General features: G+C 62.3%; 18 protein-coding genes and 1 pseudogene. 10 read left to right on the top strand and 9 right to left on the bottom strand.

Translation table 11 applies throughout. The features are described from left to right. Positions 1 to 463: 463 nt before the first annotated feature. Positions 464 to 871, bottom strand: a complete 408-nt coding sequence (locus L8K25_RS21925; RefSeq protein ID WP_242141153.1) for a response regulator — start codon at positions 869 to 871, stop codon at positions 464 to 466. A 211-nt stretch (positions 872 to 1,082) separates the two neighbouring features. Here L8K25_RS21925 and L8K25_RS21920 point away from each other — a divergent pair, with 211 nt between their 5' ends. Next, the gene (locus tag L8K25_RS21920) at positions 1,083 to 1,268 is read left to right on the top strand and encodes a hypothetical protein (RefSeq protein ID WP_242141152.1); all 186 of its coding nucleotides are present in this window, start codon (positions 1,083 to 1,085) and stop codon (positions 1,266 to 1,268) included. A 466-nt stretch (positions 1,269 to 1,734) separates the two neighbouring features. On the opposite strand, the gene L8K25_RS21915 is transcribed toward L8K25_RS21920, so the two are convergent. From L8K25_RS21915 to L8K25_RS21900, 4 genes are all read right to left on the bottom strand, one after another. Then, the gene (locus tag L8K25_RS21915) at positions 1,735 to 2,679 is read right to left on the bottom strand and encodes a sensor histidine kinase (RefSeq protein ID WP_242141151.1); all 945 of its coding nucleotides are present in this window, start codon (positions 2,677 to 2,679) and stop codon (positions 1,735 to 1,737) included. 99 nt (positions 2,680 to 2,778) lie between these two features. Beyond that, entirely contained in the window at positions 2,779 to 4,755 is a 1,977-nt protein-coding gene (locus tag L8K25_RS21910; RefSeq protein ID WP_242141150.1) for a PAS domain-containing sensor histidine kinase, read from the bottom strand. Between the two features lie 321 nt (positions 4,756 to 5,076). After that, the gene (locus L8K25_RS21905) at positions 5,077 to 5,658 is read right to left on the bottom strand and encodes a hypothetical protein (RefSeq protein WP_242141149.1); all 582 of its coding nucleotides are present in this window, start codon (positions 5,656 to 5,658) and stop codon (positions 5,077 to 5,079) included. Positions 5,659 to 5,732: 74 nt separating this feature from the next. Further along, positions 5,733 to 6,143, bottom strand: a complete 411-nt coding sequence (locus tag L8K25_RS21900; protein ID WP_242141148.1) for a MarR family transcriptional regulator — start codon at positions 6,141 to 6,143, stop codon at positions 5,733 to 5,735. Positions 6,144 to 6,217: 74 nt separating this feature from the next. Here L8K25_RS21900 and L8K25_RS21895 point away from each other — a divergent pair, with 74 nt between their 5' ends. From L8K25_RS21895 to L8K25_RS22850, 3 genes and pseudogenes are all read left to right on the top strand, one after another. Continuing rightward, positions 6,218 to 7,969, top strand: coding sequence for a chloride channel protein (locus L8K25_RS21895; protein WP_242141147.1), 1,752 nt, complete (start codon positions 6,218 to 6,220; stop codon positions 7,967 to 7,969). 60 nt (positions 7,970 to 8,029) lie between these two features. Continuing rightward, the gene (locus L8K25_RS21890; protein WP_242141146.1) at positions 8,030 to 8,746 is read left to right on the top strand and encodes an HPP family protein; all 717 of its coding nucleotides are present in this window, start codon (positions 8,030 to 8,032) and stop codon (positions 8,744 to 8,746) included. Further along, positions 8,743 to 9,297 (top strand): annotated as a pseudogene (locus L8K25_RS22850) (MFS transporter); the annotation flags it as partial. The gene L8K25_RS21890 and the pseudogene L8K25_RS22850, both read left to right, overlap by 4 nt. Before the next feature lie 37 nt (positions 9,298 to 9,334). Here the strand turns inward: L8K25_RS22850 and L8K25_RS21880 are convergent. Together L8K25_RS21880 and L8K25_RS21875 are read right to left on the bottom strand one after the other, a co-directional pair. Next, entirely contained in the window at positions 9,335 to 10,252 is a 918-nt protein-coding gene (locus L8K25_RS21880) for a recombinase family protein (protein WP_242141145.1), read from the bottom strand. Continuing rightward, complete coding sequence (locus tag L8K25_RS21875) at positions 10,249 to 10,656, bottom strand: DUF2924 domain-containing protein (protein WP_242141144.1); 408 nt, start codon at positions 10,654 to 10,656, stop codon at positions 10,249 to 10,251. Before L8K25_RS21875 ends, L8K25_RS21880 begins: the two co-directional genes overlap by 4 nt. Before the next feature lie 50 nt (positions 10,657 to 10,706). Between L8K25_RS21875 and L8K25_RS21870 the strand changes: the two genes are divergently transcribed. Next, positions 10,707 to 11,357 carry an NAD(P)H-binding protein gene (locus L8K25_RS21870; protein ID WP_242141143.1) on the top strand — a complete coding sequence of 217 codons (651 nt, stop codon included), beginning with the start codon at positions 10,707 to 10,709 and terminating at the stop codon, positions 11,355 to 11,357. Between the two features lie 658 nt (positions 11,358 to 12,015). Next, positions 12,016 to 12,414 carry a lysozyme inhibitor LprI family protein gene (locus L8K25_RS21865; protein ID WP_242141142.1) on the top strand — a complete coding sequence of 133 codons (399 nt, stop codon included), beginning with the start codon at positions 12,016 to 12,018 and terminating at the stop codon, positions 12,412 to 12,414. 322 nt (positions 12,415 to 12,736) lie between these two features. Here L8K25_RS21865 and L8K25_RS21860 read toward each other — a convergent pair whose 3' ends face one another. Together L8K25_RS21860 and L8K25_RS21855 are read right to left on the bottom strand one after the other, a co-directional pair. Beyond that, complete coding sequence (locus L8K25_RS21860) at positions 12,737 to 14,968, bottom strand: EAL domain-containing protein (RefSeq protein ID WP_242141154.1); 2,232 nt, start codon at positions 14,966 to 14,968, stop codon at positions 12,737 to 12,739. Between the two features lie 83 nt (positions 14,969 to 15,051). After that, a complete protein-coding gene (locus L8K25_RS21855) occupies positions 15,052 to 16,704 on the bottom strand; it encodes a ShlB/FhaC/HecB family hemolysin secretion/activation protein (protein ID WP_242141141.1) in 1,653 nt (550 codons plus the stop codon). Positions 16,705 to 16,854: 150 nt separating this feature from the next. On the opposite strand from L8K25_RS21855, the gene L8K25_RS21850 reads away from it, so the two are divergent. The 4 genes from L8K25_RS21850 to L8K25_RS21835 all read left to right on the top strand — a co-directional run bounded on the left by L8K25_RS21850 (position 16,855) and on the right by L8K25_RS21835 (position 21,970). After that, positions 16,855 to 18,561 (top strand): FecR family protein, encoded by a 1,707-nt coding sequence (locus L8K25_RS21850; protein WP_242141140.1) that lies wholly within the window; start codon positions 16,855 to 16,857, stop codon positions 18,559 to 18,561. A gap of 64 nt (positions 18,562 to 18,625) precedes the next feature. Next, the gene (locus L8K25_RS21845) at positions 18,626 to 18,916 is read left to right on the top strand and encodes a PilZ domain-containing protein (RefSeq protein ID WP_242141139.1); all 291 of its coding nucleotides are present in this window, start codon (positions 18,626 to 18,628) and stop codon (positions 18,914 to 18,916) included. 608 nt (positions 18,917 to 19,524) lie between these two features. Further along, positions 19,525 to 20,646 carry a tyrosine-type recombinase/integrase gene (locus L8K25_RS21840; protein ID WP_242141138.1) on the top strand — a complete coding sequence of 374 codons (1,122 nt, stop codon included), beginning with the start codon at positions 19,525 to 19,527 and terminating at the stop codon, positions 20,644 to 20,646. A 328-nt stretch (positions 20,647 to 20,974) separates the two neighbouring features. Then, the gene (locus L8K25_RS21835) at positions 20,975 to 21,970 is read left to right on the top strand and encodes an SGNH/GDSL hydrolase family protein (RefSeq protein ID WP_242141137.1); all 996 of its coding nucleotides are present in this window, start codon (positions 20,975 to 20,977) and stop codon (positions 21,968 to 21,970) included. Positions 21,971 to 22,041 lie beyond the last annotated feature (71 nt).

Genomic DNA, 22,041 nt, shown 5'->3' with positions numbered 1-22,041 from the left:
GAACCGGCACATCTTGGCCACCGTCTCTCGGTTCAGCCCGAACACCCGCGCCGCCTCACGACGGCTGTGACCCTCCACGAACACGAAACGCCGAACGGCGGCATAGCTCTCCACGGCAAACATCCCCGGCCGCTCCCAAAAGAAGCAGCCTTACCAACGGCCGGATTTTACTCCGCCACGCTCAGCACCGCGCCGGCGTTCCGATGGCCTGCTTTGTCACCGGCGGATCCAACCGGTCTTTGTGACGACGTCGGATGATGGCTTCGCAGCTGACAGCGATGCTCTCGCCCACACCCTTCGGCACATGGGCAATGGTGTTCAGATACGGCACTTCAACACAGACCATAGCTACTCCGACTGCCGCATAGGCCTTCAAACGGCTGTATTGCGCTGGCTCTCCGCGCATTTTCCTATCGGTTGACACCGCAGATCGGCTGGCTTGTAAATCCGGCTAAGATCTCAGCTAAGCGGCCTTTTTTAAAGGATCTGGTTTCTTGCCGTCAGGCAATTTCTCGCGAAGATGATTGTGTACCATCTGATGATTGAACGGCTTCCGGATGAAGGTCGCCTTGTTTGGCATCTCACCGGCCGCCGGTGTGATCCGTCCACTGGCAATGACGATCTCGATCCAAGGCCATTGCTCCGCCACATATCGTGCCAAAGCGAAGCCGTTCGTCCCACCAGGCATTTCGACATCGGAGAAGAGCAGGGTCACGTTCTCGGCAAACCGACCCAGAACTTCTTTTGCTTCGTCGCCCGAGCCGGCTTCGTAGAAGCGGAATCCTACATCTTCCAGGCACGCGCACGCGTCCATCAGGATGAGGGGGTCATCGTCGACGACGAGCGCATAAGGATCGGTTGAATTTTCCATCCGGGTCGAACAGGTGGCTAAGAATTAGGTTGCGCCCCAAACCCGCAGTTTGTGAAATCGTCAAAGAACCTCGAGCTCCACGACCGATAGCCCGCACGACCCATAGCATTTCTTCGCTCGCAGCTATCATCGCCAAGGCTCATTATCTCTGCTACGCCCTGGCCTACACGGCGGAGCGACTCTCGGTTCCGCCAGTCATAAGAGACAGAACATGGCAAACGCCAAGGACGTAGCGGCTGTTATTCAGTCGGCGCTCGACGCAATCGGCGTGACTGGCCAGCTCGACGTCTCAATGGACGGCCAAGAGGCAACGGAGGCTCTTGGCAAACCGACGGGCGACGACCTCCACGTTGGCGTGGTTGTTGAAGGCATCCACGAGCAGGCGGACAAGTCTTAAGCCGGATAAATCCGTTCGGTAGCGGACGGCAAACGAAGCTACGGCTCGTCCGGGATTGATACGACCTGCGAGCCTGAACAAATGGCCAAAGCTGGGAAACCGGAAGGCGCCACGAACGTGCGGCAGTGGGCCAACCAGTCACTCCGAAGCCGAGGAGATTGGTCCGCTGACTCAGCAACCGTGGTTAGCTACGATCGACCGGATCAAAGGTCGATCGCCTCCCGAGGCCAGTCGAAGGGTTGCACTGCCATTGCAGTGGATGCCTGCGCCAGCATAGCGGTACATCACTCGATAGGCGCCGCGGGGAAGCATCTGGGTCGTCGCGGCCGCGTGCTAAACAGCCCAGTGCCTCTACTGCGCCATGTAGCGCACCGCTTTAATCTCGCGCACGCCTCGTCAGACGCAATCGTCAGCCAATTAGCCGTGCTCTCTTGATTTGTAGCGTCGCGATCAGCCCCTCGCCCGACTATTCGTAGCTGATCGAGCCACCAAGCTGGCCGGAGACGCTGCGCTGGACGAGCTTGCTGCCGAACCCGGCGAGACCCTTGGGCTCCTTGACTTGCGGTCCGCCGCGCTCGAGCCAAACTAGAGTGATCTCGTCACCGCGCGTGGTGCTCGATATGTCCAGCGTGCCTGTTGCCGCGGAGAGTGCTCCATATTTGACAGAGTTGGTTGCAAGCTCGTGCATGATCAGCGCCAGCGACGTCGCCGCCCCCGCGCCGACACCCATACGCTCAACCGCAACACGCACCCGGCCCTTGAAGGCGCCGAGGTCATCGTAGGGAGCGAGCAGCACCGACAAGAGATCGCCGAGCAACGCCGTGTTGCCTTGGTCACCCGGAAGCGGGCGAACGAGATCGTGCGCGCGGCCGAGCGCCGACAGTCGCGCCACCAGATCCTCGGCCATCTCCTCGGTGGAGGCAGCCGATCGTGACGCGGCGTTGGTGAGCGCGGACGCAATGGCGAGCAGGTTCTCGACGCGGTGGCTCATCTCTCCCGCCAGGAGTTCATGCCCTTCCTCGGCCTGCTTGCGCCAGGTGACGTCCAGGAACACGCCAAACATCGTCCTTGCGACGATGCCCGCGTCCTCGCCCTGACCACGCGCCGCTACCCAACGGACCTCGTCGCCGACCATGATGCGAAAGTCGGTTTCATAAGGGCCCATCACACCGCGCGTCGCCGTGAACGCTGCACGGACGCGATCCCGATCGGCAGGATGGATGTGCGCCGACAGCTCCTCAAAGGTGACCTGCGGTTTCACGGGCATGCCCCAGAGCGCAAAGCCTTGTTCGTCCATCTCGAAGGCGTCGGAATCCACGTTCCAAGCCCACAGCGCCACGCCCGCCGCGATTACGGCACGGCGCAGGTGCTCCGCGCTCCAATTGTGCCGGTCAGCGCCGAAGTTGCTCAAGTCGAGATGCTTCGCATCTGGCGAGCTTAGGGGTCTCAAACCTTTTTGGCAAATACGCGCGACGAATGCCCAGCCGTGCCTGAGGAGTTCAGAGGCGGCTCAGGCCTCGATCAACTCCCGGATCCGCGTCGCAAGGGCGTCCATTGCAAAGGGCTTGGTCATGACGTGCATGCCCGGATCGAGATGGCCGTGGCTGAGCACGGCATTCTCCGCATATCCGGTGATGAAAAGCACCTTCAGACCCGGATGGGAGGCACGGGCCGCATCGGCCACTTGCCGGCCGTTCAGCCCACCAGGAAGCCCTACGTCGGTCACAAGCAGGTCGATGCGGGTGCCGGAATTGAGTATCTTCAGCCCGGCGGCACCATCCTCCGCCTCCAGCGCATTGTAGCCAAGGTCAGACAGGACTTCGCTGACCAGCATCCGCACAGTCGGCTCGTCATCAACGATGAGCACCGTTTCACCGTCTCCGCGCGGCGCAGCCGATGGCTCCAAAAGCTCGTCTTCCTCCGCCTCGCCGCGATACCGGGGCAAGTAGATGCAGACAATCGACCCTTGATCGAGCTCGGAATAGATGCTCACAGCGCCACCCGACTGCTGGGCAAAGCCATAGATCATTGACAGGCCGAGACCCGTACCGACTCCGATCGGCTTTGTAGTGAAGAACGGATCGAACGCCTTTGCTATTACCTCAGGAGGCATGCCCGTGCCTGTGTCTGACACGCAGAGCGAGACGTACTGACCGGGCTCTACGCCGCGCTCTTTGGCGGTGCGCTGATCAAACCAGCGGTTGCCGCTCTCGATCGTGATTTTGCCGCCGTCAGGCATCGCGTCTCGCGCGTTGATGCAGAGATTGAGAATGGCGTTTTCGAGCTGACTGGGGTCGATCAGACTCGGCCACAGGCCTCCGGCGTTCACCGTTTCCAGTTCGATATCTGGCCCGATCGTCCGCCCGATCAGGTCTGCCATGCCGCTCACCAGCTGCTTCACGTCGGTTGGCTTGGGCGCCAGCGTCTGCCGTCGTGAGAAGGCGAGCAGGCGGTGGGTCAACGCTGCCGCCCGGCTGGCGGCCCCTTGCGCTGCGGTGGCGTACTTTTCCACTTCAGCGACGCGGCCCTGAGCCAGCCGCATGGTTATGAGTTCCAACGAGCCGGATATACCCGCGAGCAGGTTGTTGAAGTCGTGCGCCAGACCGCCCGTCAGCTGCCCGACTGCTTCCATTTTCTGACTCTGCCGAAGCATTTCTTCGCGGCGAAGCTCTTCCGAGATGTCTCGACCGACCGAGTAGAAGGTGTTTGAGCCGGGCGTCTCGTCGGGGACCGCCGACCAGGCGAACTGGACCGCCTCTCCATCCGCCTTCAGCAGGCGCACATAGAATTGGTGAACCGGCTGGCCGCTGCTCAGCTGCGCCACGACATCCGCCGTGGCGGCAAGATCGTCGGGGTGGACGATCTCGGCAAAGGGTTGCCCAAGCAACTCTTCGTCCGAGCGGCCGAGGAGGCGTGACCACGCCGGGTTCACAGATTTGAGGAAGCCATCGAAGCTCGCCACCGTGAACAGGTCACGCGAGAGCTTGAAGAGCCCTTCGCGCTCTGCCGCCGAACGTCGGTCGGCAAAGACCTGGTCGGTGATCTCGGTGCAGGCGCAGAAGAAGCCCTCGACGTTGCCGTCGTCGCCCCGGATCGGGGTGTACGAGAAGGCGAAATGGGTTTCTTCGCGAAAGCCGCGACGCTCCATCACCAGAGTGATGTCGTCCATGTGCACCGCCGTCCCGGCATAGGCTTGCTGCACGATGGGGAGCAGGTCGGGGCGGATCTCTGCCCAGACGTCGAGGAACGGTCGGCCCAGGGCTTGGGGATGTTTGCCTGCCAGCACCGCGACATAGCCGTCGTTGTAGAGGAGGAGCTGCTCAGAGCCCCACACGATGAACATGGGCTGTTTTGCGTCGAGAAGCACGCCGGTCAGCGCCTTGAGCGATGTCGACCAGGTTGCCGGAGCGCCCAGCCCCGTCCGCGTCCAGTCGAAAGCACGAATGGCCGCGCCCATGTCTCCGCCGCCATCAAGGAACCTCAACATCGTCTCTCCCTTTGGCAGCGGGATTGTGGGTTGTTAGGTCCGACGCCGCACTGTCACCTCACGTTACGCGCAGGAGCTGCGGAGCGTTCCTTGCGGTCGGTGGATCAGGTGCGAGAAGACCCGAGTTGCAGGCGTCCTTACAGGCCAGCGAGTGACTGAACCAGCGTCTGGATTCAGAAAGCGACGATGAAGGCGTGAGTGACTGGTTCTGGGTCCTCGCGACGGCAATGCCATAGGCGGGCGTCGACCAAGTGTCGTCGTTCATCGGTGATGGCGCGAACGTCCGGATTTGACAGAAGCTGACGATGCGGTCGAAGCTATTCAGAGCCTTACAGCACCCTGCATAGGCGTACTTTCTACATCCCGGCCACTCAGGGCTGCGGTAGCGGCCCGCACCAGCATTCGTCGCGCAGCGAAACTCGCTGGCATAGTCTGCGAGCCAAAGCGTTGCGCAAACCCTTCTCGCCAAAGCCGCGAAGCGACGACATAGATTTCCTCGCGCGTTGGCGAGCGCTCTTCACAGATGCAGGCCGTGATCGCGGGGTATAATCGAGGCGAAAGCACGGTTTCTGTCGGTGCGGTCGCCTTGCTGGGTGAAGGCGCGACGCCTTGCTCCGGCGGCTTGACCAAGTGCTGTGGGCTTTCCTTGCGCCAAGAGTGCCCCGCGAACCAAAGGGGCACCGCGGCGACCACTGCGAACGTCAATGTCATATCCAGAAATGGGCTTTTCGGGAGCTCTCCCGCGAAGGCGAGCAAAAGCAGCATCAGAACAACCGATACGCCCCATTCCGGATGCAGCACGAGCCGGAACGCGTACCAGAGAAACCAGCAAAGCAGCACCGCTGCCGCAAGGCTACCTACGACCAGGCCGATCGCTTCAACCACCATGAGAATCAACTGCATCTCGCCGACTCCTTGATGCGCAATATATATCGCATTGCGATACATGTCACAACTGGAGCGATTTGCAAATTGGATTAATCCACGCGTGCGAGCAGTTCAGTCAGCATGGGCCGAAGTCGCACGATCTCTTTGCGATGCGTCTCCGATAGCTCCCGCAAGAGCGTTTGAGCCTTCTGCGTCAGTGCGAGCAAGGCCTGTCGGCCGTCGTCGGGGGATGGCCGACGTGTGACCAGGCCAAGCGTCTCCAGACGATCTACCAGCCCGGTCGCGCTATGCGGCTTCAAGGCCAGACGCTCGGCGACGTAGCCGACGCTGACGTTCGCGTGCGCAGCCCCCCGGATGGCGAGCAGCGCCTGGTGTTGCTGAGGCGTCAGACCGCAGCTTGCCGCGCCGCGTTCGCTGAACGCCAGAAACTGCCGAAGCGCATACCGAAAATCCGCGAGCGCAGCATAGTCGGCGTCAGTCAGCTCATCCCGATCGATCATCAATTACATCCTAAGCGTTGAAGTATATCGTGTCACGATATAGGCGTTTGCCGTACCTGAACCGGCGAGTGTGCATGACGGCTTCCACAATCAATATTCCGAAACCCAAGCGGCTTGCCGATCATAGCGCCGACTGGCGCATGATCATGCTCGCCGGAGCGGCTGTCGTCGTCGGCACAGGCGCTGCGTTCGGAGCCTGGGTTCTTCTGAAGCTCATCGCGCTCGCCACCAACCTCTTCTGGTTCGGCAGGATATCGGCCGCACCCGCTGAAATCGTGACCGCGTATGTTGGCCTGGCGGTCGTCGCGATACCGGTCATCGGTAGTCTGCTGATCGGCCTGATGGCGCGCTTCGGCTCGGAAAAGATCAAGGGGCACGGAATCCCGGAGGCGATCGAGGCCATTCTTTACGGTGAAAGCCGTCTGTCGCTCAAGGTCGCGATCCTCAAGCCATTGTCCTCGGCGATTTCGATCGGCAGCGGGGGTCCGTTCGGAGCGGAAGGTCCGATCATCATGACCGGGGGTGCAATCGGATCGCTCTTCGCTCAATGCTTTCATCTGAGCGCGGCCGAGCGGAAGACCCTGCTGGTTGCCGGTGCTGCGGCCGGCATGACCGGCATATTCGGTACGCCGATCGCCGCGATCCTGCTGGCGATCGAGGTCCTCCTATTCGAGTGGAAGCCCCGTAGCTTCGTTCCCGTGGTCATCGGAACGCTGGTGGCATTTGCTTGGCGGCCCATGCTGCTGGGGGCGGCACCGCTCTTTCCGTTCGTGGCGGCACCCGTGCAGGCGTGGTGGCAGACCGGAGGCCTGGCACTGGGTATGGGTGTCCTGGTCGGGCTAGAGGCGGCTCTGCTATCCGCGCTACTCTACCGCGTCGAGGACGCGTTCCACCGGCTGCCCGTGCATTGGATGTGGTGGCCGGCGCTGGGCGGTATCGTCGTCGGGATCGGGGGCCTGATCGACGCCCGCGTCCTTGGCGCGGGCTATTCAAACATCCAAGCACTGCTCGACGGATCATTGGCGGTGCGGGTCATCTTGGCACTGCTGGTCGTGAAGGCGATCGTGTGGCTAGTCGCTCTGGGTTCGGGAACATCGGGCGGCGTTCTTGCGCCCTTGCTGATCATGGGCGGCGCCCTGGGTGCCCTGCTTGGGCAGTTCCTGCCCGGGTCGGTAGGGTTCTGGGCGATGGTAGGTATGGCGGGAATGATGAGTGGTGCCATGCGCGCACCACTAACCGGCGCGCTGTTCGCGGTCGAGCTGACTGGCCATTTCGACGCCTTGCCGGCGACGATCGCCGCTGCGACCGCAGCCTATGCGATCAGCGTCCTGATCATGCGCCGGTCGATCCTCACCGAGAAGATCGCTCGGCGCGGCCGCCACATTCTCCAGGAATATACGGTCGATCCGCACGAGTTCCTGCAAGCGGAGCAGGTGATGACACCCGATCCCACCGTTCTGTCGGAAGCGATGTCGATCAAGGATGCCGTGGCCTATTTCGGGGACGGCGCGACGCACCGAACATATCCCGTGGTGGACGAGGGTGGACGACTGGTTGCGATGGTGTCCAGGTCCGATGCTCTGCGTTGGCAGGTAGAAGGTGAACTGCCGGATACGTCGCTTGCTGAAGCGCTATCCGACTCGTCGCAACAGATCGCTTACCTACACTCGCCGATCGGCGAAGTTGCCGATTTAATGGTCGAGAGCGGGGTCGGGCGCATTCCCATTGTCGAGGTGGGCACCAATCGGGTTCTCGGCATCCTCTCGCGCCATGACCTGCTCAAGGTCCGGAGCGCCCGCAAGCGCGCAGAGGTCGACCGAACCTAGCAAGACCGGTCATCCACGTCCCCATCGAAGCCTGATCGTCCAGATAGGTGATCTGAAAATATGAAGCTGTCGCTGCCTTTTGTGCCCATCCTCGCTGGTGCGACCCTGCGTGACCGGCTTCTCGCGTGCGTCGGCGCGGTGATCGGCGTTACGCTGACGAGCTTGGTGAGCGCGGTGGCCCTGCACGGATGGATACCGCTCCCGTTGCTGGTGGCCCCAATCGGCGCGTCCGCGGTGCTGGTCTTCGCCGTGCCGGCGAGTCCATTGGCCCAACCCTGGTCGGTAGTGGGTGGTAACGTCGTGTCGGCGCTGGTCGGCGTAACAGCGGCCCGGTTCGTGCCCATACCCTATCTGGCGGTTGGCGTTGCCGTGGGCGGGGCGATCCTCGCAATGTCGCTGCTCCGCTGTCTGCACCCGCCTGGTGGGGCTGCCGCGCTGACGGCCGTGATCGGAGGCCATGCGGTGCTGGGCGCCGGTTACGAGTTCCCGTTTGTGCCGGTGGGGATCAACTCGCTTATTCTGATCCTGACTGGCATCGCGTTCCACAGGGCTTCGGGCCATTCGTATCCGCACCGCCCTATTCCGATCGTAGGTCACGAACTTGCGACATCCGAATTGGGCATGCCGCATCCCGCAGACATCGACCTTGCGCTCACAGACCTCGGCGAGACCTTCGATGTGAGCCGGGAAGATCTTGATTTGCTGTTTCGACGCGTTGAGTTCCACGCATCCATGCGCGCGGCAAGGCCAACCGGGGCAAAGGGCGAAATCGGATGAGTACCATGGGGAGCACGCTCTCGGACCGGCAGGCGATCTGGGCTTTTGTGCTGGGATGTCTGGCGGTCACGGCGGGGGTAGGCACGCACCTGCCGATGTTCGCGATGGGACGACAGATGCACTATCATTTGGCCGGCATGCCGATGACCAGTTCGATGGTCGTGGGCATGGTTCTCATCGTAGGGGGGCTTTTCGTGGCGGCCTATGGCCTTTTGCCTCGCAACCTGAGCGCGCATCGCACGTCGACCGCCGCCATCGTCGTCGCAGCGCCCGAAGATGCGCAGCTTGGCGCAGCCCATTTCGGCCTTATGGCCATCCTCGTGATCGCGCTCGTGGTCGACGTGATGAAGCCCGCCGCACTCGGGTTCGCGATCCCCGGCATGACCAGCGAGTACGGCGTATCGAAAGCGACGGCGTCGCTCGTCGCCTTCTTCGCGCTCGTCGGAACTGTGGTGGGCTCGATGGTGGGGGGATTCCTCGCCGACATCTATGGGCGCAAGGCGACCATCCTGCTTTCAGCCGTATTCTTCGTGGGCACTGCTATTTGCGGCGCAATGCATAGCCTAGCTTGGAATATCGGCATGTGCTTCATGATGGGGGCCGCGGCTGGAGACCGCCCGTTGCAACGCGAGGTCGGCGCGTGGTTCCCCTGCCCCGCCGGCTGGACTCGAGCTTGTGATGCACGCGCTCGAACAGTGCCAATGGTACGATCGCGTCATGCTCGCCTTCGTGACAACGGTCCTTATGGACGATTTGCCCGAGATACGTGCGATTGCGCAGCAGATGAAGCAGCGCGCCGCGGCCGAACGCAACACCGCCAAACACGCGACCACGAGCGGTCTCGTGCCGCTTCGACACGACGCCCTCGGCTGCCAGTAGCTGAACCAGCCGGTGCACCGAGCCAACCTCTACATAGCGCTCGTAGATCGTGCAGACCACCGCTGCCTCGACCGGGTTGACGCGTAGTGTCCGCGTGCCTGGAGTGGGTAAGTCATAACCAAACGGCGGGACGCCACCCATCCACATGCCTCTGGCTTTAGATGCTGCAATCTTGTCGCGGATCCTCTCCCCGGTTACCTCTCGCTCGAACTGCGCGAACGACAGCAACACGTTGAGCGTCAGTCGCCCCATCGAGCTCGTAGTGTTGAACGACTGCGTTACCGAGACGAAGCTTGCCCCACGTGCATCGAGCCGCTCGACGATACGGGCGAAGTCGGCGAGGCTTCGGGTCAGCCGGTCGATCTTGTAGACCACCACGACATCGATACGTCCGGCATCAAGGTCTGCCAGCAGACGCTGGAGCGCAGGGCGTTCCAGCGATCCGCCGGAGAAGCCGCCATCGTCGTAGCGGGTCGACAGCAGCTTCCAGCCCTCGTGCGCCTGGCTCTTTACGTAGGCCTCGCCCGCCTCGCGCTGGGCATCGAGGCTGTTGAAAGCCTGATCAAGCCCCTCGTCAGAGCTCTTGCGGGTATAGATCGCGCAGCGCTTCGGCTCGGGCCTGCTCATCGCTGGTCCCGCAGCCCGAAGAACCGGGGCCCATTCCAGCGGCTGCCTGCGATTGCGGTCGCGGCAGCGGAGAGGCTCGGGTAAAGGCGGCCTTCGGAGCGGTACCCGTCGACCTCGACCTCGACCTTATAAGTCCGTCCCTGCCACTCGCGGGTAAGACACGCTCCGATCCCAAGGTCCAGACCCTCGGCACGCAGCGGCCCTTTGCGCGCGAGTGCACGGGTGGTCGTATGGTCGAGGCCGCCATAAGCTTCTGCCTGGATACGCCAGGCAAGCAGGCGCCGCAGCAGCGGGACCGAGCGCAGTGAGGGGGCAGCGCCGTAGCGCTGCCTCCAGAGCTCGCGCAAGGCTACAAGATCGAGGTCGGCGATCTCGCCGACGAGACGATCGACCGCGGCGCTCATTCGAGCGTTCCGGCACGGTACTCATTCGTCAAGCAGAACAGGATTTCAGAATGGCTCGGCAATCGACGTTCTTGGTGCTTGGCGCGACCGGCGGAACGGGCAAGCACTTCGTCACTAAGGCGCTGGCAGACGGTCACAGGGTACGGGCGCTGGTCCGATCGCCGGAGAAGCTGCCGGCGCGACCTGCGAACCTTGAGGTGCTGCACGGTTCGATCACGGATGTGATCGACACCGACGCGCTGGTGGCGGGCATCGACTTCGTCGTCTCGATGCTCGGAGACAAAAACCTCCAGAAAGACGCCAAGATCAACACGGCGTTCGTGAAGCGGCTCGTGCCGTCGATGCGACGGCACGGCGTGAAGCGCTTCCTCTACCAGGCCGGAGGCCTTAGTCGCCCCCATGGCGGGCATCTTCCGCCGCTCTTCTGGGCAATCCGGCATACCCTTGCCCGTGGCTTCCTTGGCCAGCACCAGGATAATGAAGCGGTGATGGCGTATCTGGCGACCGAGGCGCGTGACATCGAGTGGATCATCCATCGTGCTGGCATCGGTTCGGACGGGCCATCCAAGGGTGTACTGGAACGATCGCAGACGAAGTTCAGCGTCGCGACACATGCGGACTGCGCTGAGTACAATTACCGCACGATCGCCGACGCATCGGCCGTGCATACAGCTGACCTCAGCCATTACACCTCAAGCTAGTTGGCGGTCGTCCCCGTCATCGCTCGCCAGCAGCCGGAGCGGATAGCCATCTCACCGAACTCAGTTTCTTGAAGGCCGCTTTTCCCGAAACTCGATCCTTTTCGGGACGCTCGCGACCGGCAGCTATTGGTCGAGCCTGCCGTTTGCCGAAATTTTGCAAACGGCGGGTTTGTCCCACGAGCTTCCGGCCGGTGTCGACCAGACCCGACCGCGCCCCGGTGAGTAACTGTACGACCGCTACCGACAAGAACCGCCGTCCGGGCTGCGGGCAGCAGCCGGACGGTAGCCGCCCGATGGCGGACGCATTCAAAGGCGGTTATAACGCCGGAAATAGCGAATGGGATAGGCCGGCATGCGGATTGTACAGATGCTCTCGCCACTTTGGGTTGGGCTTCTCACGTTTGCCGTGCTCAAGGTCGCGAAGGCCTTGGGCGTCGCAACTGATTCAAGCCTAGTGATAGCGCTCGTCGTTATCACATGTTCGTGGGCTACAGACAAGTTGGCGAAGGTCAAGACCTACACGTGATCGATCTTAAGCGTGCTAATCATGTCAGTATCTACAGACAATGTAAGGCAGCAAGAAAGCTGGGGCCCGACGGAAAATTGAAGTCGAGCACTTTTTGATTTTCGCCGCGAACATTACGATGGAGACGATCTCATGAAAATATTTGGTGCGCTGCTGCTGTCACTTTCGTCAACCGGCGCGCTGGCGCAAACTGCCGAAGATGCTCACAATCAACATATGGGTCGGTTGGCGGACACAGCGCTCAACGCGCAATATCGTTATACAATGGCAGCGATGGCGTTGGCTGACAAGGAGCGCGATGCCAGCTTGAAAGACGGAAGCAGCAAGGCCGACGGCCACCCAACTTATCAAATGGCACTGGTCACCGCTGAACGCGCCTGGCTCACCTATCGCAACGCGCATTGTGAGAACGTTGGCCTGGAGTACCGCGGTGGCACCGAGGAGGACGAAGCGGACGGCAAGTGTGTTGCTGAAATGGACCGCAAGCGCACCGTCGAGCTGAAGGCGCTAGTGGATGGCATGAATCATTGAAGGCCTCTGCCTGCGGAAGCTAAGCGGCGGGTGCCGTACCGGAAAAGTTGGTGACGCGGGGAACTGCACGGCAAGACGTTTGACGTGGGTGGCGCCGCCCTTTGTGTTGGCAATCCAGCACCTCAAGCCCTTCGGAGGCGATCGGATCCCTCGGAAGCCGGGCGGGAGCTATCAGGAAAAAAAGCAGCCCGTCTGGGAACGACCACTTTAAGCCGTTCCCGGGACATCGCACAAACGGCCGCTAACGACAGAATCTGCCATCAATCTCCAAACGCGATGCGTTCTCGGCCGTGAAGCGTAAGGGCATCGTATTTGATCATATTCAAGCCGCCGTGTGAAAAGGCTGATCCAGCACACCGACGAACTGCGTGACGGGGAGCGGACGGCTGATGAAATAACCTTGGATCAGGTCACATCCACACGTTTCGAGAAATTGCAGGCACGCAAGCTCCTCGACACCTTCCGCCACGACCTTCAGCCCGAGGTCATGGGCCAATTGGATCGTCGAGCGCACCAGCACGCCGTCGGCGCGATTGACATGGGCGTGTTGCACGAAGCTCCGGTCGATCTTCAGTTCGCTCAAGGGCAGCTGTTTCAAATAGGTCAGCGTGGATTGACCCGTGCCGTAATCGTCCATGGAAACGGCGACGCCAAGATCGCGATAGCGTTTCAGCGCGGCGATCGCGCTTGCCGGATTGGACATGGTGGCCGACTCCGTCACTTCGAAGATGAGCGCAGTGGCGGGGACGTCCGCGCCCGAAAGAATGCTTTCCACCGCCGAATTGAAGGCGACATCTGATAAGAGCTTGGCGGAGATGTTCACCGCCGCCGTTAGCGAACCGTGCTGCAGCCTCCAGTCCGCCAGATCGCGCACCACCTGACGCAGAACGTGAAGAGTAAGCGGCGCGATGCGATTGGTCTTTTCGGCCAAGTGGATGAAAATATCGGGGCCGATGAAGCCCTGCTCGGGGTGCCGCCAACGGACCAGCGCCTCGCTGCTGGTGATCCGACGTTCACGAAGATTATATTTCGGCTGATAAAACACTTCGATTTGATCTGCCGCGAGGGCAGCGTCGAGCTCGCCCATAAGCGATACGGACCGTTCCAACGTGCCGTCGTCGTTGACGCTGCGCCGCCAGAAGCTGTCGCCCTGCAGCGCGCCTTCCGCGGCGAGAGCGGCATTCGCCAACAGGCGCTCCACGGTGTCGACGCCGCCTGCGGCAAGTCCGAGCGTCACCGCGACGTCGACCCGGCGGCCGGCCACTTCTACCGGTTGCAGCAAAATCATGCGCAGCCCGTCCAGAGTGTCTTCAGCCGCGCCGTCGTGCGGAAGCAGGAAGGCCAGGTGCCGGTCCGCGGTTCGACAGACGCGCGCGTCCAGCGCCACGAGCGCGAGGCGTTCTGCGAGCCGCACGACTACGTCGGCCGTCAGTCGTACGCCGAGCACCGCGAGCAGGCTGTCGTAATTGTTGAACTGGGTGACGACCACTGTGCAGCTAACGGTCTGGTGTGTTTGCGCGATAAGCGATCGAGCGTTCGGCAGACCGGTGGCTTCGTCGACCGTGCGATGCAGGCGAAATCGCTCGGCGATCTCGCGGATTCCGCAAGTTAGACCGACAAGCGCGATCATGCCCAGCGCTGGCGCCAGGGGATAGACGAAGAGTAGCCCGTATTGCCCCACGAGTACCGCTACAGTGAGGATCAACTGCGCTCCGAGAACGCCGAGGAGAATCGTGAAGCCCTTGGTTCGGACAATCAGCAACGCCGCGGCAAAGGCGAGCAGCAATGGCAGAAGGGTCGCTTCCTCGACGGGAACTCCGCGCAGCAACGTTTCGGCCGCCAGCGCCTGGACAAACACGCCCGGAATGACGCCCCATAACGGCGTCCCGTAGCGATCACCCATCTCCACCGCGGTCGCACCGATGAGAATGGAACGGCCACGTACCCGCGCCGGATCGAACCGACCGTCGCGCACGTCGACGAAACTCAGCCGCGGGATGGTGGCCGGGTCGATCGACATATCGATCGGGAAGCCGTCATATGCAGTGCCCGAGCGCTGTGCGATATAGGCCGATAGCGATGGCCGCGGGATACCGTCGGTGATCGTGCCGAACGGCATTGACCGAACCTGCCCGTCGCGATCTGGCATGATGCTGACCGAGGCCAAGGCTACGTGCGGCCGCAACAGCGGGATCGGCAAGGAGTCGATCGTCCGCTGATCGGCCGAATTCGCGCTTTGGCCAAATGTCGGCAAGATGACCAGCCCGTCCGCCCGCGCTAGCGCCGCCGCAAAGGCACCGTCACCCACAGCATCGGACGCAGACGAGAAATCTACGTCGAAGGCGATCGAGGCGGCACCGGCGCGTCGCAGATTGTCGACCACTGCAGCATAGTTCGCGCGCGACCATGGCCAGCGCTTGATGACGCCGGCGCTTTGCGCGTCCATTTCCACGATTACGATTTTGCCACTGGCGACGCGCGGGAAGACTTGGAACCGGGCGGGCGAGATCGCCCGGTCGATCGCAGCGCCGAGCGGTAGATACGCGAGCAGCACGCCTGCCAACAACGCCACGCCGAGAATCGCCCAGCTCGATTTCCGGCGTTCGAAGACTTTACCGACCGCGAGGACGCGCTGCATCAAAACACCCGCGACAGGCGAAACGAGACGCGCGGATCGCGATTGCCGGTGTCGAAGCGATCGGCATTCAACGGAACGGCGACTTCGATCATGCCGCTGACCTTGCCACGACCGACGCGGACACCCGCCGCGGTCGAGACCAATGCCCCGCCGCCGCGTCCGTCGCGCAGATTGGACACATACCCGCCGTCGAGCGAACCGTAGAGTTGCACCCGGTCGATGACATGCGGAATCACGCGGCCTAGATCGAAGCGGATCTCGCCCGAGGCAAGGATGCCATCGTCGCCAGTGCGTTCGGCATAATCGTAGCTTCGGCCAAAGCCGGGGCCACCGACGCCGATTTCCATCGTGGCGAGCAGCGGACGCGATGCGATCTGCCCCTCCGACGCCAGCGCAACGCTGACGCGGCCCGACAGCGGCGCCGTCCATTCGGCAGCATAGCTCAGCATGACGAACCGCCCGTCGCCATCGCTTCGCGAAATGCGTGGATCGCCTTCATGCGTCACGCCCGGCAGCGGCAGCCCGTCGGTCACATGCAGTTCGCCGCGCAGGACGCCAGAGCCCGCCTGCATCGTCCCGTTGAGCGAGGCCGTCACCGTCGCCAGATGATCGTCGCGGAGCGGAAAGCTGAGCAATGTCTGGCTGCTTCGGATCCCGCGAAACTCGAGCGTGCCCCACAGGCTGCGACCGCGTTCGCGCAGGATCGGCTTGGAATAAAAGATGCTCGCGTCGTAACTCTCGCCAGTCACGTCGAGCGGGGCCAGCGAAGCGCCGGGCTTGGCATGGCCATAGGATGCCGAGACCGACAGCGTGGCGCCGTTCGCATCGACCGGGGCGGTATAGCGTCCGCGCACGAAGATGAATTCGGAGGGGTCGATCGGGGTGTTCGCGAAGATGACGCTGGCTTCGTCATCCGCCTGGAACAGGCCCCTGGCGTTCGCGACAATCGTCGAGCGGATCGGACCGACTTCCTTGCTGCCGCGATTATCGACCTGGGCGTACGCGGTTAGTCTATCCTCCGCGATGGTGACGAGCAGGATGCCGAATCCGTCCTGCCGGACGTAACGGCTTTCCTTGACGGTGACCCCGGGGAGATCGCCGACGAGCAGGATCGCGCGCTCGAGTTGCTCGCGCCGCACCGCCCGGCCGGTGACGAGCGTGCGGGTCAAGATGCGGTCGGCCCGCAGGTTAAGCTGTCCGATCACACGGACCGCCGAAAGCGTTCCGAGGTCGAGATGCACGCGCAACAGCCCAGCCGCCATCGTCTGCGGTTCGACCCATGCGCTTGCGAACGGATAGCCCGCCTGCCGCGCGACATCAGCGACCGCGTGCGAAAGATTCTTGAGATCCGCGCCCGCAAGATCGCGTCCGATATAGCCGACGATCGCTTGGCTGAAGCGACTGCGGGCGAGCTCGCTCGCGCCGTCGATGACGATGGCGTTCGCGACTCGGGGTACACGCGTTTCCGGCTCGGCCGCCAGCGGCGCAGCAGTGACGAGACCCGACGCGGCGGGCGCAGCCTCGACCGGCCGCGGCAAGCTGCGCTCGATGATCGACGGGTCGGCGCGATTGAGATGATCTTGTGCTTGGGCGGCACTCCACGGACACAAAGCTGCAGCGCTGCATGCCAGCACGCCTTTTACAACACGCATTGGAAATCCCCGACTAATGGGACGAAGTTAGCGTGCAAGCCTTTGCAAAAGGTTAGCTTCGGGCATGGCTAACGTACGATTTACCGCATTGGTGAACCTCCCGCACACGGGGGGCTCGCTACCCAGTCCTGAAGGATTCGGAGGGGTTGCATGCGGAAGTTGTGTATCGCGGTGCTGGCGGCGAGCTGTTCATCGGCAGCGGTCGCTGGTGAGCCAGGCTGGGTTGTCAGTGAAATTAGCGGCTCGGTCCAGATCGCGCACGCCGGGATGAGCAAGGTGGCAACGCGCGGTCTGGGCATTGCGGCGGGCGATGCGCTTTCGACCGGCCCGGCCGGGCGCGCCGTGCTGGTCCGCGGAACCGAATATATGATGGTCGCGGCAAACTCGCGGCTTCGTCTCCCGGCGGAACAGCAGGCCACCGGCTTTACCCAGATGGTCGAGGACTTCGGAAACGTCGTCTTCATGATCAAGAAGAAGATGACGCCGCATTTCGAGGTGAAGACACCGTATCTCGCCGCCGTCGTCAAAGGCACGACCTTCTCGGTTGGCGTGACGGCGTCCGGCGCTTCGGTCCAAGTGCTCGAAGGTGCAGTCGATGTCGCGACCGGCGACGGCGGCGCACATGAGTTGCTGCTGCCGGGCGCGGTCGCGATGGTCGGGTCGGGCGACCTCTACCGCATGCGAATCGAGGCCAACGGCATCGCACGGGTGATCGCTTCGCCCGCCGCCGTCGCGCCAACGGTCGAACCGCAGTCGCCGAGCGCTACGATCAAGACCGTTGCAACGCCGGACGCACTAGCCGTGGCAGCCACTCCCGTTGTGTCCGAGTCAGTCGCGATCGTGGCCGCGGTCTATGAACCGCCCGTTTCGCTGTCGGCCGTGACAGGCGGGCTCGTCTCGGGCACCAGTGGCAGCACCCTCGCAATTGCCGACGTGGCGGATGCCACCCGGATCGCAACCGAGTCCGCAAGTTCCGCCGTCAAGGCGGTCGAGGTTGCTACTAATTCGATCGCCGCCAATAGTGCGAACGACCGAGCTAGCACTGCCGCGGCTACCCAAACTCAAGCGGCGGATGTCGCCGCGAAGGCAACGACTGCAGCGGATGCGGCTTCGGAGGTTGCCGCCGCAGCAGCACAGCGCGCGGCTGCAGCTACGGCTCAGGCCGTCGTTGACAAGAACAAGAGCGACACCGTCGCCGCCGCGTCTGCTGCCGCAGCCGCCCAGGCGACGAAAGACGCGCAGGTAGCGGCCGACGCTGCCGTGGCGGCGCAACAGGATCAGTCTCTCAAGGATGCCGGCAAGATTGCCACGCAGGCCGCGGCCGATAAAGCGGCGCAAGACGCGGTGAAGGCTGCGGCAGATGCAGCCAAGGCGCCTGGTGACTCCGCAGCACAGGCAGCATCTGACAAAGCTGCGAAAGACGCGGCCAAGGCCGCCGCCGACGCCGCGAATGCTGCTGCTGCGGCAGTGCAGGCGGATTCCGACAAGTCCGCCAAGGACGCTGCAAAGGCGGCGTCCGATCAGGCTGCCGCCAAAGCTGCCAAGGATGCTGCAAAGGCAGCCGACGACGCTGCCAAGGCCGCTACCGACCAGGCCGCCAAGCAAGCTGATGACGCGGCGAAGACTGCGCAGAAGGCTGCGGCAAAAGCCGCTGCCGACGTCGCAAAACAACAAGAGCAAGCAGCGAAGGACGCTGCAAAGGCAGCCGACGACGCGGCCAAAGCAGCGGCTGCGGCCGCGAAGGACGCCCAGAAATCGACCGATGCTGCTGCTAAAGCCGCGCAAGACGCAATCAATGGCAATGGCAAAGGCAACAACGGCAACGGTAAGGGCAACGGTGGGCCCAATGGCGGCTGATGGCCGAGCTCGCGTGAGCTCAGAGCAGGATCCGTTTGCATTCCGGACACCCATAGAGGGCCGGATGCGCATCTTGACCGGGCGAAACGACTTGCGCGCAGCGCGTCGCTATAAAATCTTCAAACCTGGCTTCTTCGCTCGCAAAGGTACGTCGTCTTCAATTCATCTTCTCAACATTTCCAAGTCCGGCGCCAAGGCTCACGCGGAGCAGCCGCCGCGTGAGGGAGATCGAGTGATGATCGAATGCGATTTTTCCTTGGGAGAAGCTCGTGTTCTTTGGGTTTCGGCCAATCGCTTTGGTCTGCAATTCGTTATTCCGCTAAGCGAGAACAGTTTGGCCCAAGTGGTGGGATGACGAGCCGGAAGAAAGGTTGATCTGAGATAGTCGAGACTGCGATGCTCATGAAGGTAATGACCTCGAGGATAGCTACCCCCTCAAAATATTTCTCGTTGCTGACGCTTTCATGCAACTTTCGGGATTGCATCCGCCAAACTCTGCAACACTGGCAGAGGTGGAATGCGCCCGGCCGGGATGACCGCTTCTGGGCGAAGCCGTCGTTCGGTGAGCCGGGCCTGAATGACTGAAATGTCCCAACTCAGGCCGTTTGGAGCGCCGGCTGAAGCGACCAAAGCAGTCGGTCAGCGTATATGAATGAGCGACTGCTCTTGGGAAGCGGCAAGGGCCGCGTGAGTGACCGGAATGGGTCAACCCGCTTGGCAGAATTCTGTCACCACCGACCTTTTAAAGGCGTCTGGTACATCGACGTCGAGATAGCGAATATACCCGGGGTAGATGAGGCCTGCCCGGCGTGACCTACCACGTCACCTATTTAGCGATAACGCTGATTCCCGCTAATAACATGCTGGCGTCAAATTGGCTGGTCGGTTAGCGTTTTGGAGGGTTATGAGCCGTCGCACCCACGCCGGTGCCGATCGGTCGAGTGCGCAGCGTAGGAGGTCGATTTGGCCAATGAGGATAATGTTGCTGATGCGGCGCGTGTCGACCGCGTGGACTTGGATCGTATCGTTGCTGATGCGCTGGTCGTCGTCGATAGGGTTCAGTCGCTTGAACCCTATCTTCCGCAGCTTGCACCCGAGGATCGCGAGCGCGTCGACGACTATGTCCGCCGCGCGTCGGCCGACGCGACACTGAGGGCCTACAAATCGGACTGGCGGTTGTTCTGTGCGTGGTGCCAGGAGAGTGGCTATCGCCCGCTTCCCGCGACACCGGCGACCGTCGCAGCGTTTCTGACGTTGCTGGCCGAACGCGGATTCAGTCCGCAAGAACTTCGCCGGACGAAGCGCGGAACCGTGTTGCCGCGGAAGGAGCCAACGCCACTCGGCCGGGCGACAATCGGCCGGCGGCTTTCTGCCATCGTATTCGCGCACCGAGCCGCGGACGTCGAGCCGCCGACCTCGCAGCCAGACGCGGCACGCCTAGAGCGCGCGATGCGCGGCATCCGCAAGGACAAGCGCGGCGAACTGCCCGGCAAGAAGCGTCCTGCCGACGGCGACGTTCTGCGCGACATGGTGCGCGCAATTACGGGTGAGGATCTGCGCAGCTACCGCGACCGCGCTCTCCTTGCGATCGGCATGGCAGGCGCGTTTCGCCGTTCCGAGCTCGTGGCAATCACTGTTGCGCGTGTGAGCGAAGATAGCCGCGGGCTGCTAGTGCGCATCGCCACATCGAAGACTGACCAAGAGGGCAAGGGTCACACTGTCGCGATCCCCGACGGCCGCAGACTTGAACCAGTGAGGCACTACCGCGCGTGGCTCGAGCATACAGGCATTACCAGCGGGCCGGTATTCCGCAAACTGACGCCACAGGGCCGGCTGACCGACAAGGCAATGAGCGCTCAAGGGGTGGCGTTGGTGGTAAAGGCGGCTGCGGTCGCCGCGGGCTACTCGCCGGAGTTGTTCTCAGGCCACTCTCTCCGCGCCGGGTTCCTTACCGAGGCCGGTCGCCAGAACGCTAATTTATTCAAAATGAAGGAGCACAGCCGGCATTCATCTTTGGAAATGGTAGCGGAATATGTTCGAGATCATGAGCGGTTCCGCGAGCATGCGGGCGAGGGGTTTTTGTAACTATGACCCATAAGCGACATTCAGTGCTTGCTCGGCGATCCCCAAAAACCGGACGCCCGTTCATTGTTTGGATGCTGCCGCCAAGTTCGGTTATGGCTCGAGACGCGCTAAGCGTCGTTGAGAATGATACCCAACGTATATCTTCAGCCGAACGCCGCCTTGTCTTCCCCCGTTGGGGAGCCCTGTAGTCTATCCGAAGGCCTTCCAACCGATGTCGACCATAGCATACTTAGTCGCGTTGGTTACTTATGCGCTGCCCGGGGTCACGGTCGCGCTCGCTCCCGATGCCGGCTCCCCACCGCCATTGACAGAGCATATAGGCGGCAGAATGGCTTCCGCACCGGGCGACCCCCGGGCGCTCGTGCGGCAATGGCCCGGCTCGTACTTCGAGACTGCGTTCAATGGTCGAGCCGCGCTCTTCCGGATTGGACCGGGCGAGGTCAGGCTAAACATACTCGTTGACGGCGCCCAGGTTAGCACGCTGGTGAAACCGCAGCCCGGCATGTACCGGGTCACCGGCCTTGCACCTGGCCGGCATAAACTGCGAGTGGAGGTGGCGTCCGAGAGCCAAGCGCAGCCGACGACGTTCGGCGGCTTCTTTGCCGACGCTGGCACTAAAGCCATGCCGCTCACGACCTCGGCACGCACGATCGAATTCATCGGCGACTCGCACACGGTTGGTTACGGCAACACGTCAACCAAGACGGATTGCACGCAGGACGAGGTCTGGCAGACCACCGACACGTCCAAAGCGTTCGGCCCCGCCCTCGCACGTAAATACGGTGCCGACTACGAGGTGAACGCCATCTCAGGCCGTGGCGTGGTGCGCAACTACAATGGTTTCGCGGCGGACAAGCTGCCAGAGGCTTACCCCTTCACGCTGTTCGACAAGCGCACGTTGGCGAACGAGCCCGGCTGGCAGCCACAGGTCATCGTCATTGCTCTGGGAACGAACGACTTCACGACTCCACTCAACCCCGGCGAAAGGTGGGCGACCCGTGACGTGCTGCATGCCGACTTCGAGACGACTTATGTCCGCTTCATAAAGCGCCTCCGCGCGCGCAACTCAAACGCGCTGATCGTGATCTGGGCAACGGACATGGCGAAAGGTGAGATCCAGACGGAGGCGGCCAAAGTCGCGGCGACGCTGCGTGCTTCGGGCGACACACTGGTCGACTATGTGCCGGTAAACGGGCTTTCGTTCACCGGTTGCCACGCCCATCCCTCACTCATCGACGAAGCGGTAATTGCCGGTAGAATCGCCGCTGCTATCGATGCGCACGGCGACGTCTGGAGCGCTGGCCGACCCCGACCCGCCTACTAAACATAGCATTGGCGATTTGACCCACTTGCGGTCATTCGCGGCCTCTTTTTGGCTCCCCAATTTCTGCCATC

The sequence above is a fragment of the Sphingomonas sp. TREG-RG-20F-R18-01 genome, from assembly GCF_022662475.1.
Classification (GTDB): domain Bacteria; phylum Pseudomonadota; class Alphaproteobacteria; order Sphingomonadales; family Sphingomonadaceae; genus Sphingomonas.
Note: the sequence above shows the minus strand (reverse complement) of the source record. Positions and strands in the feature narration are given on the sequence as shown.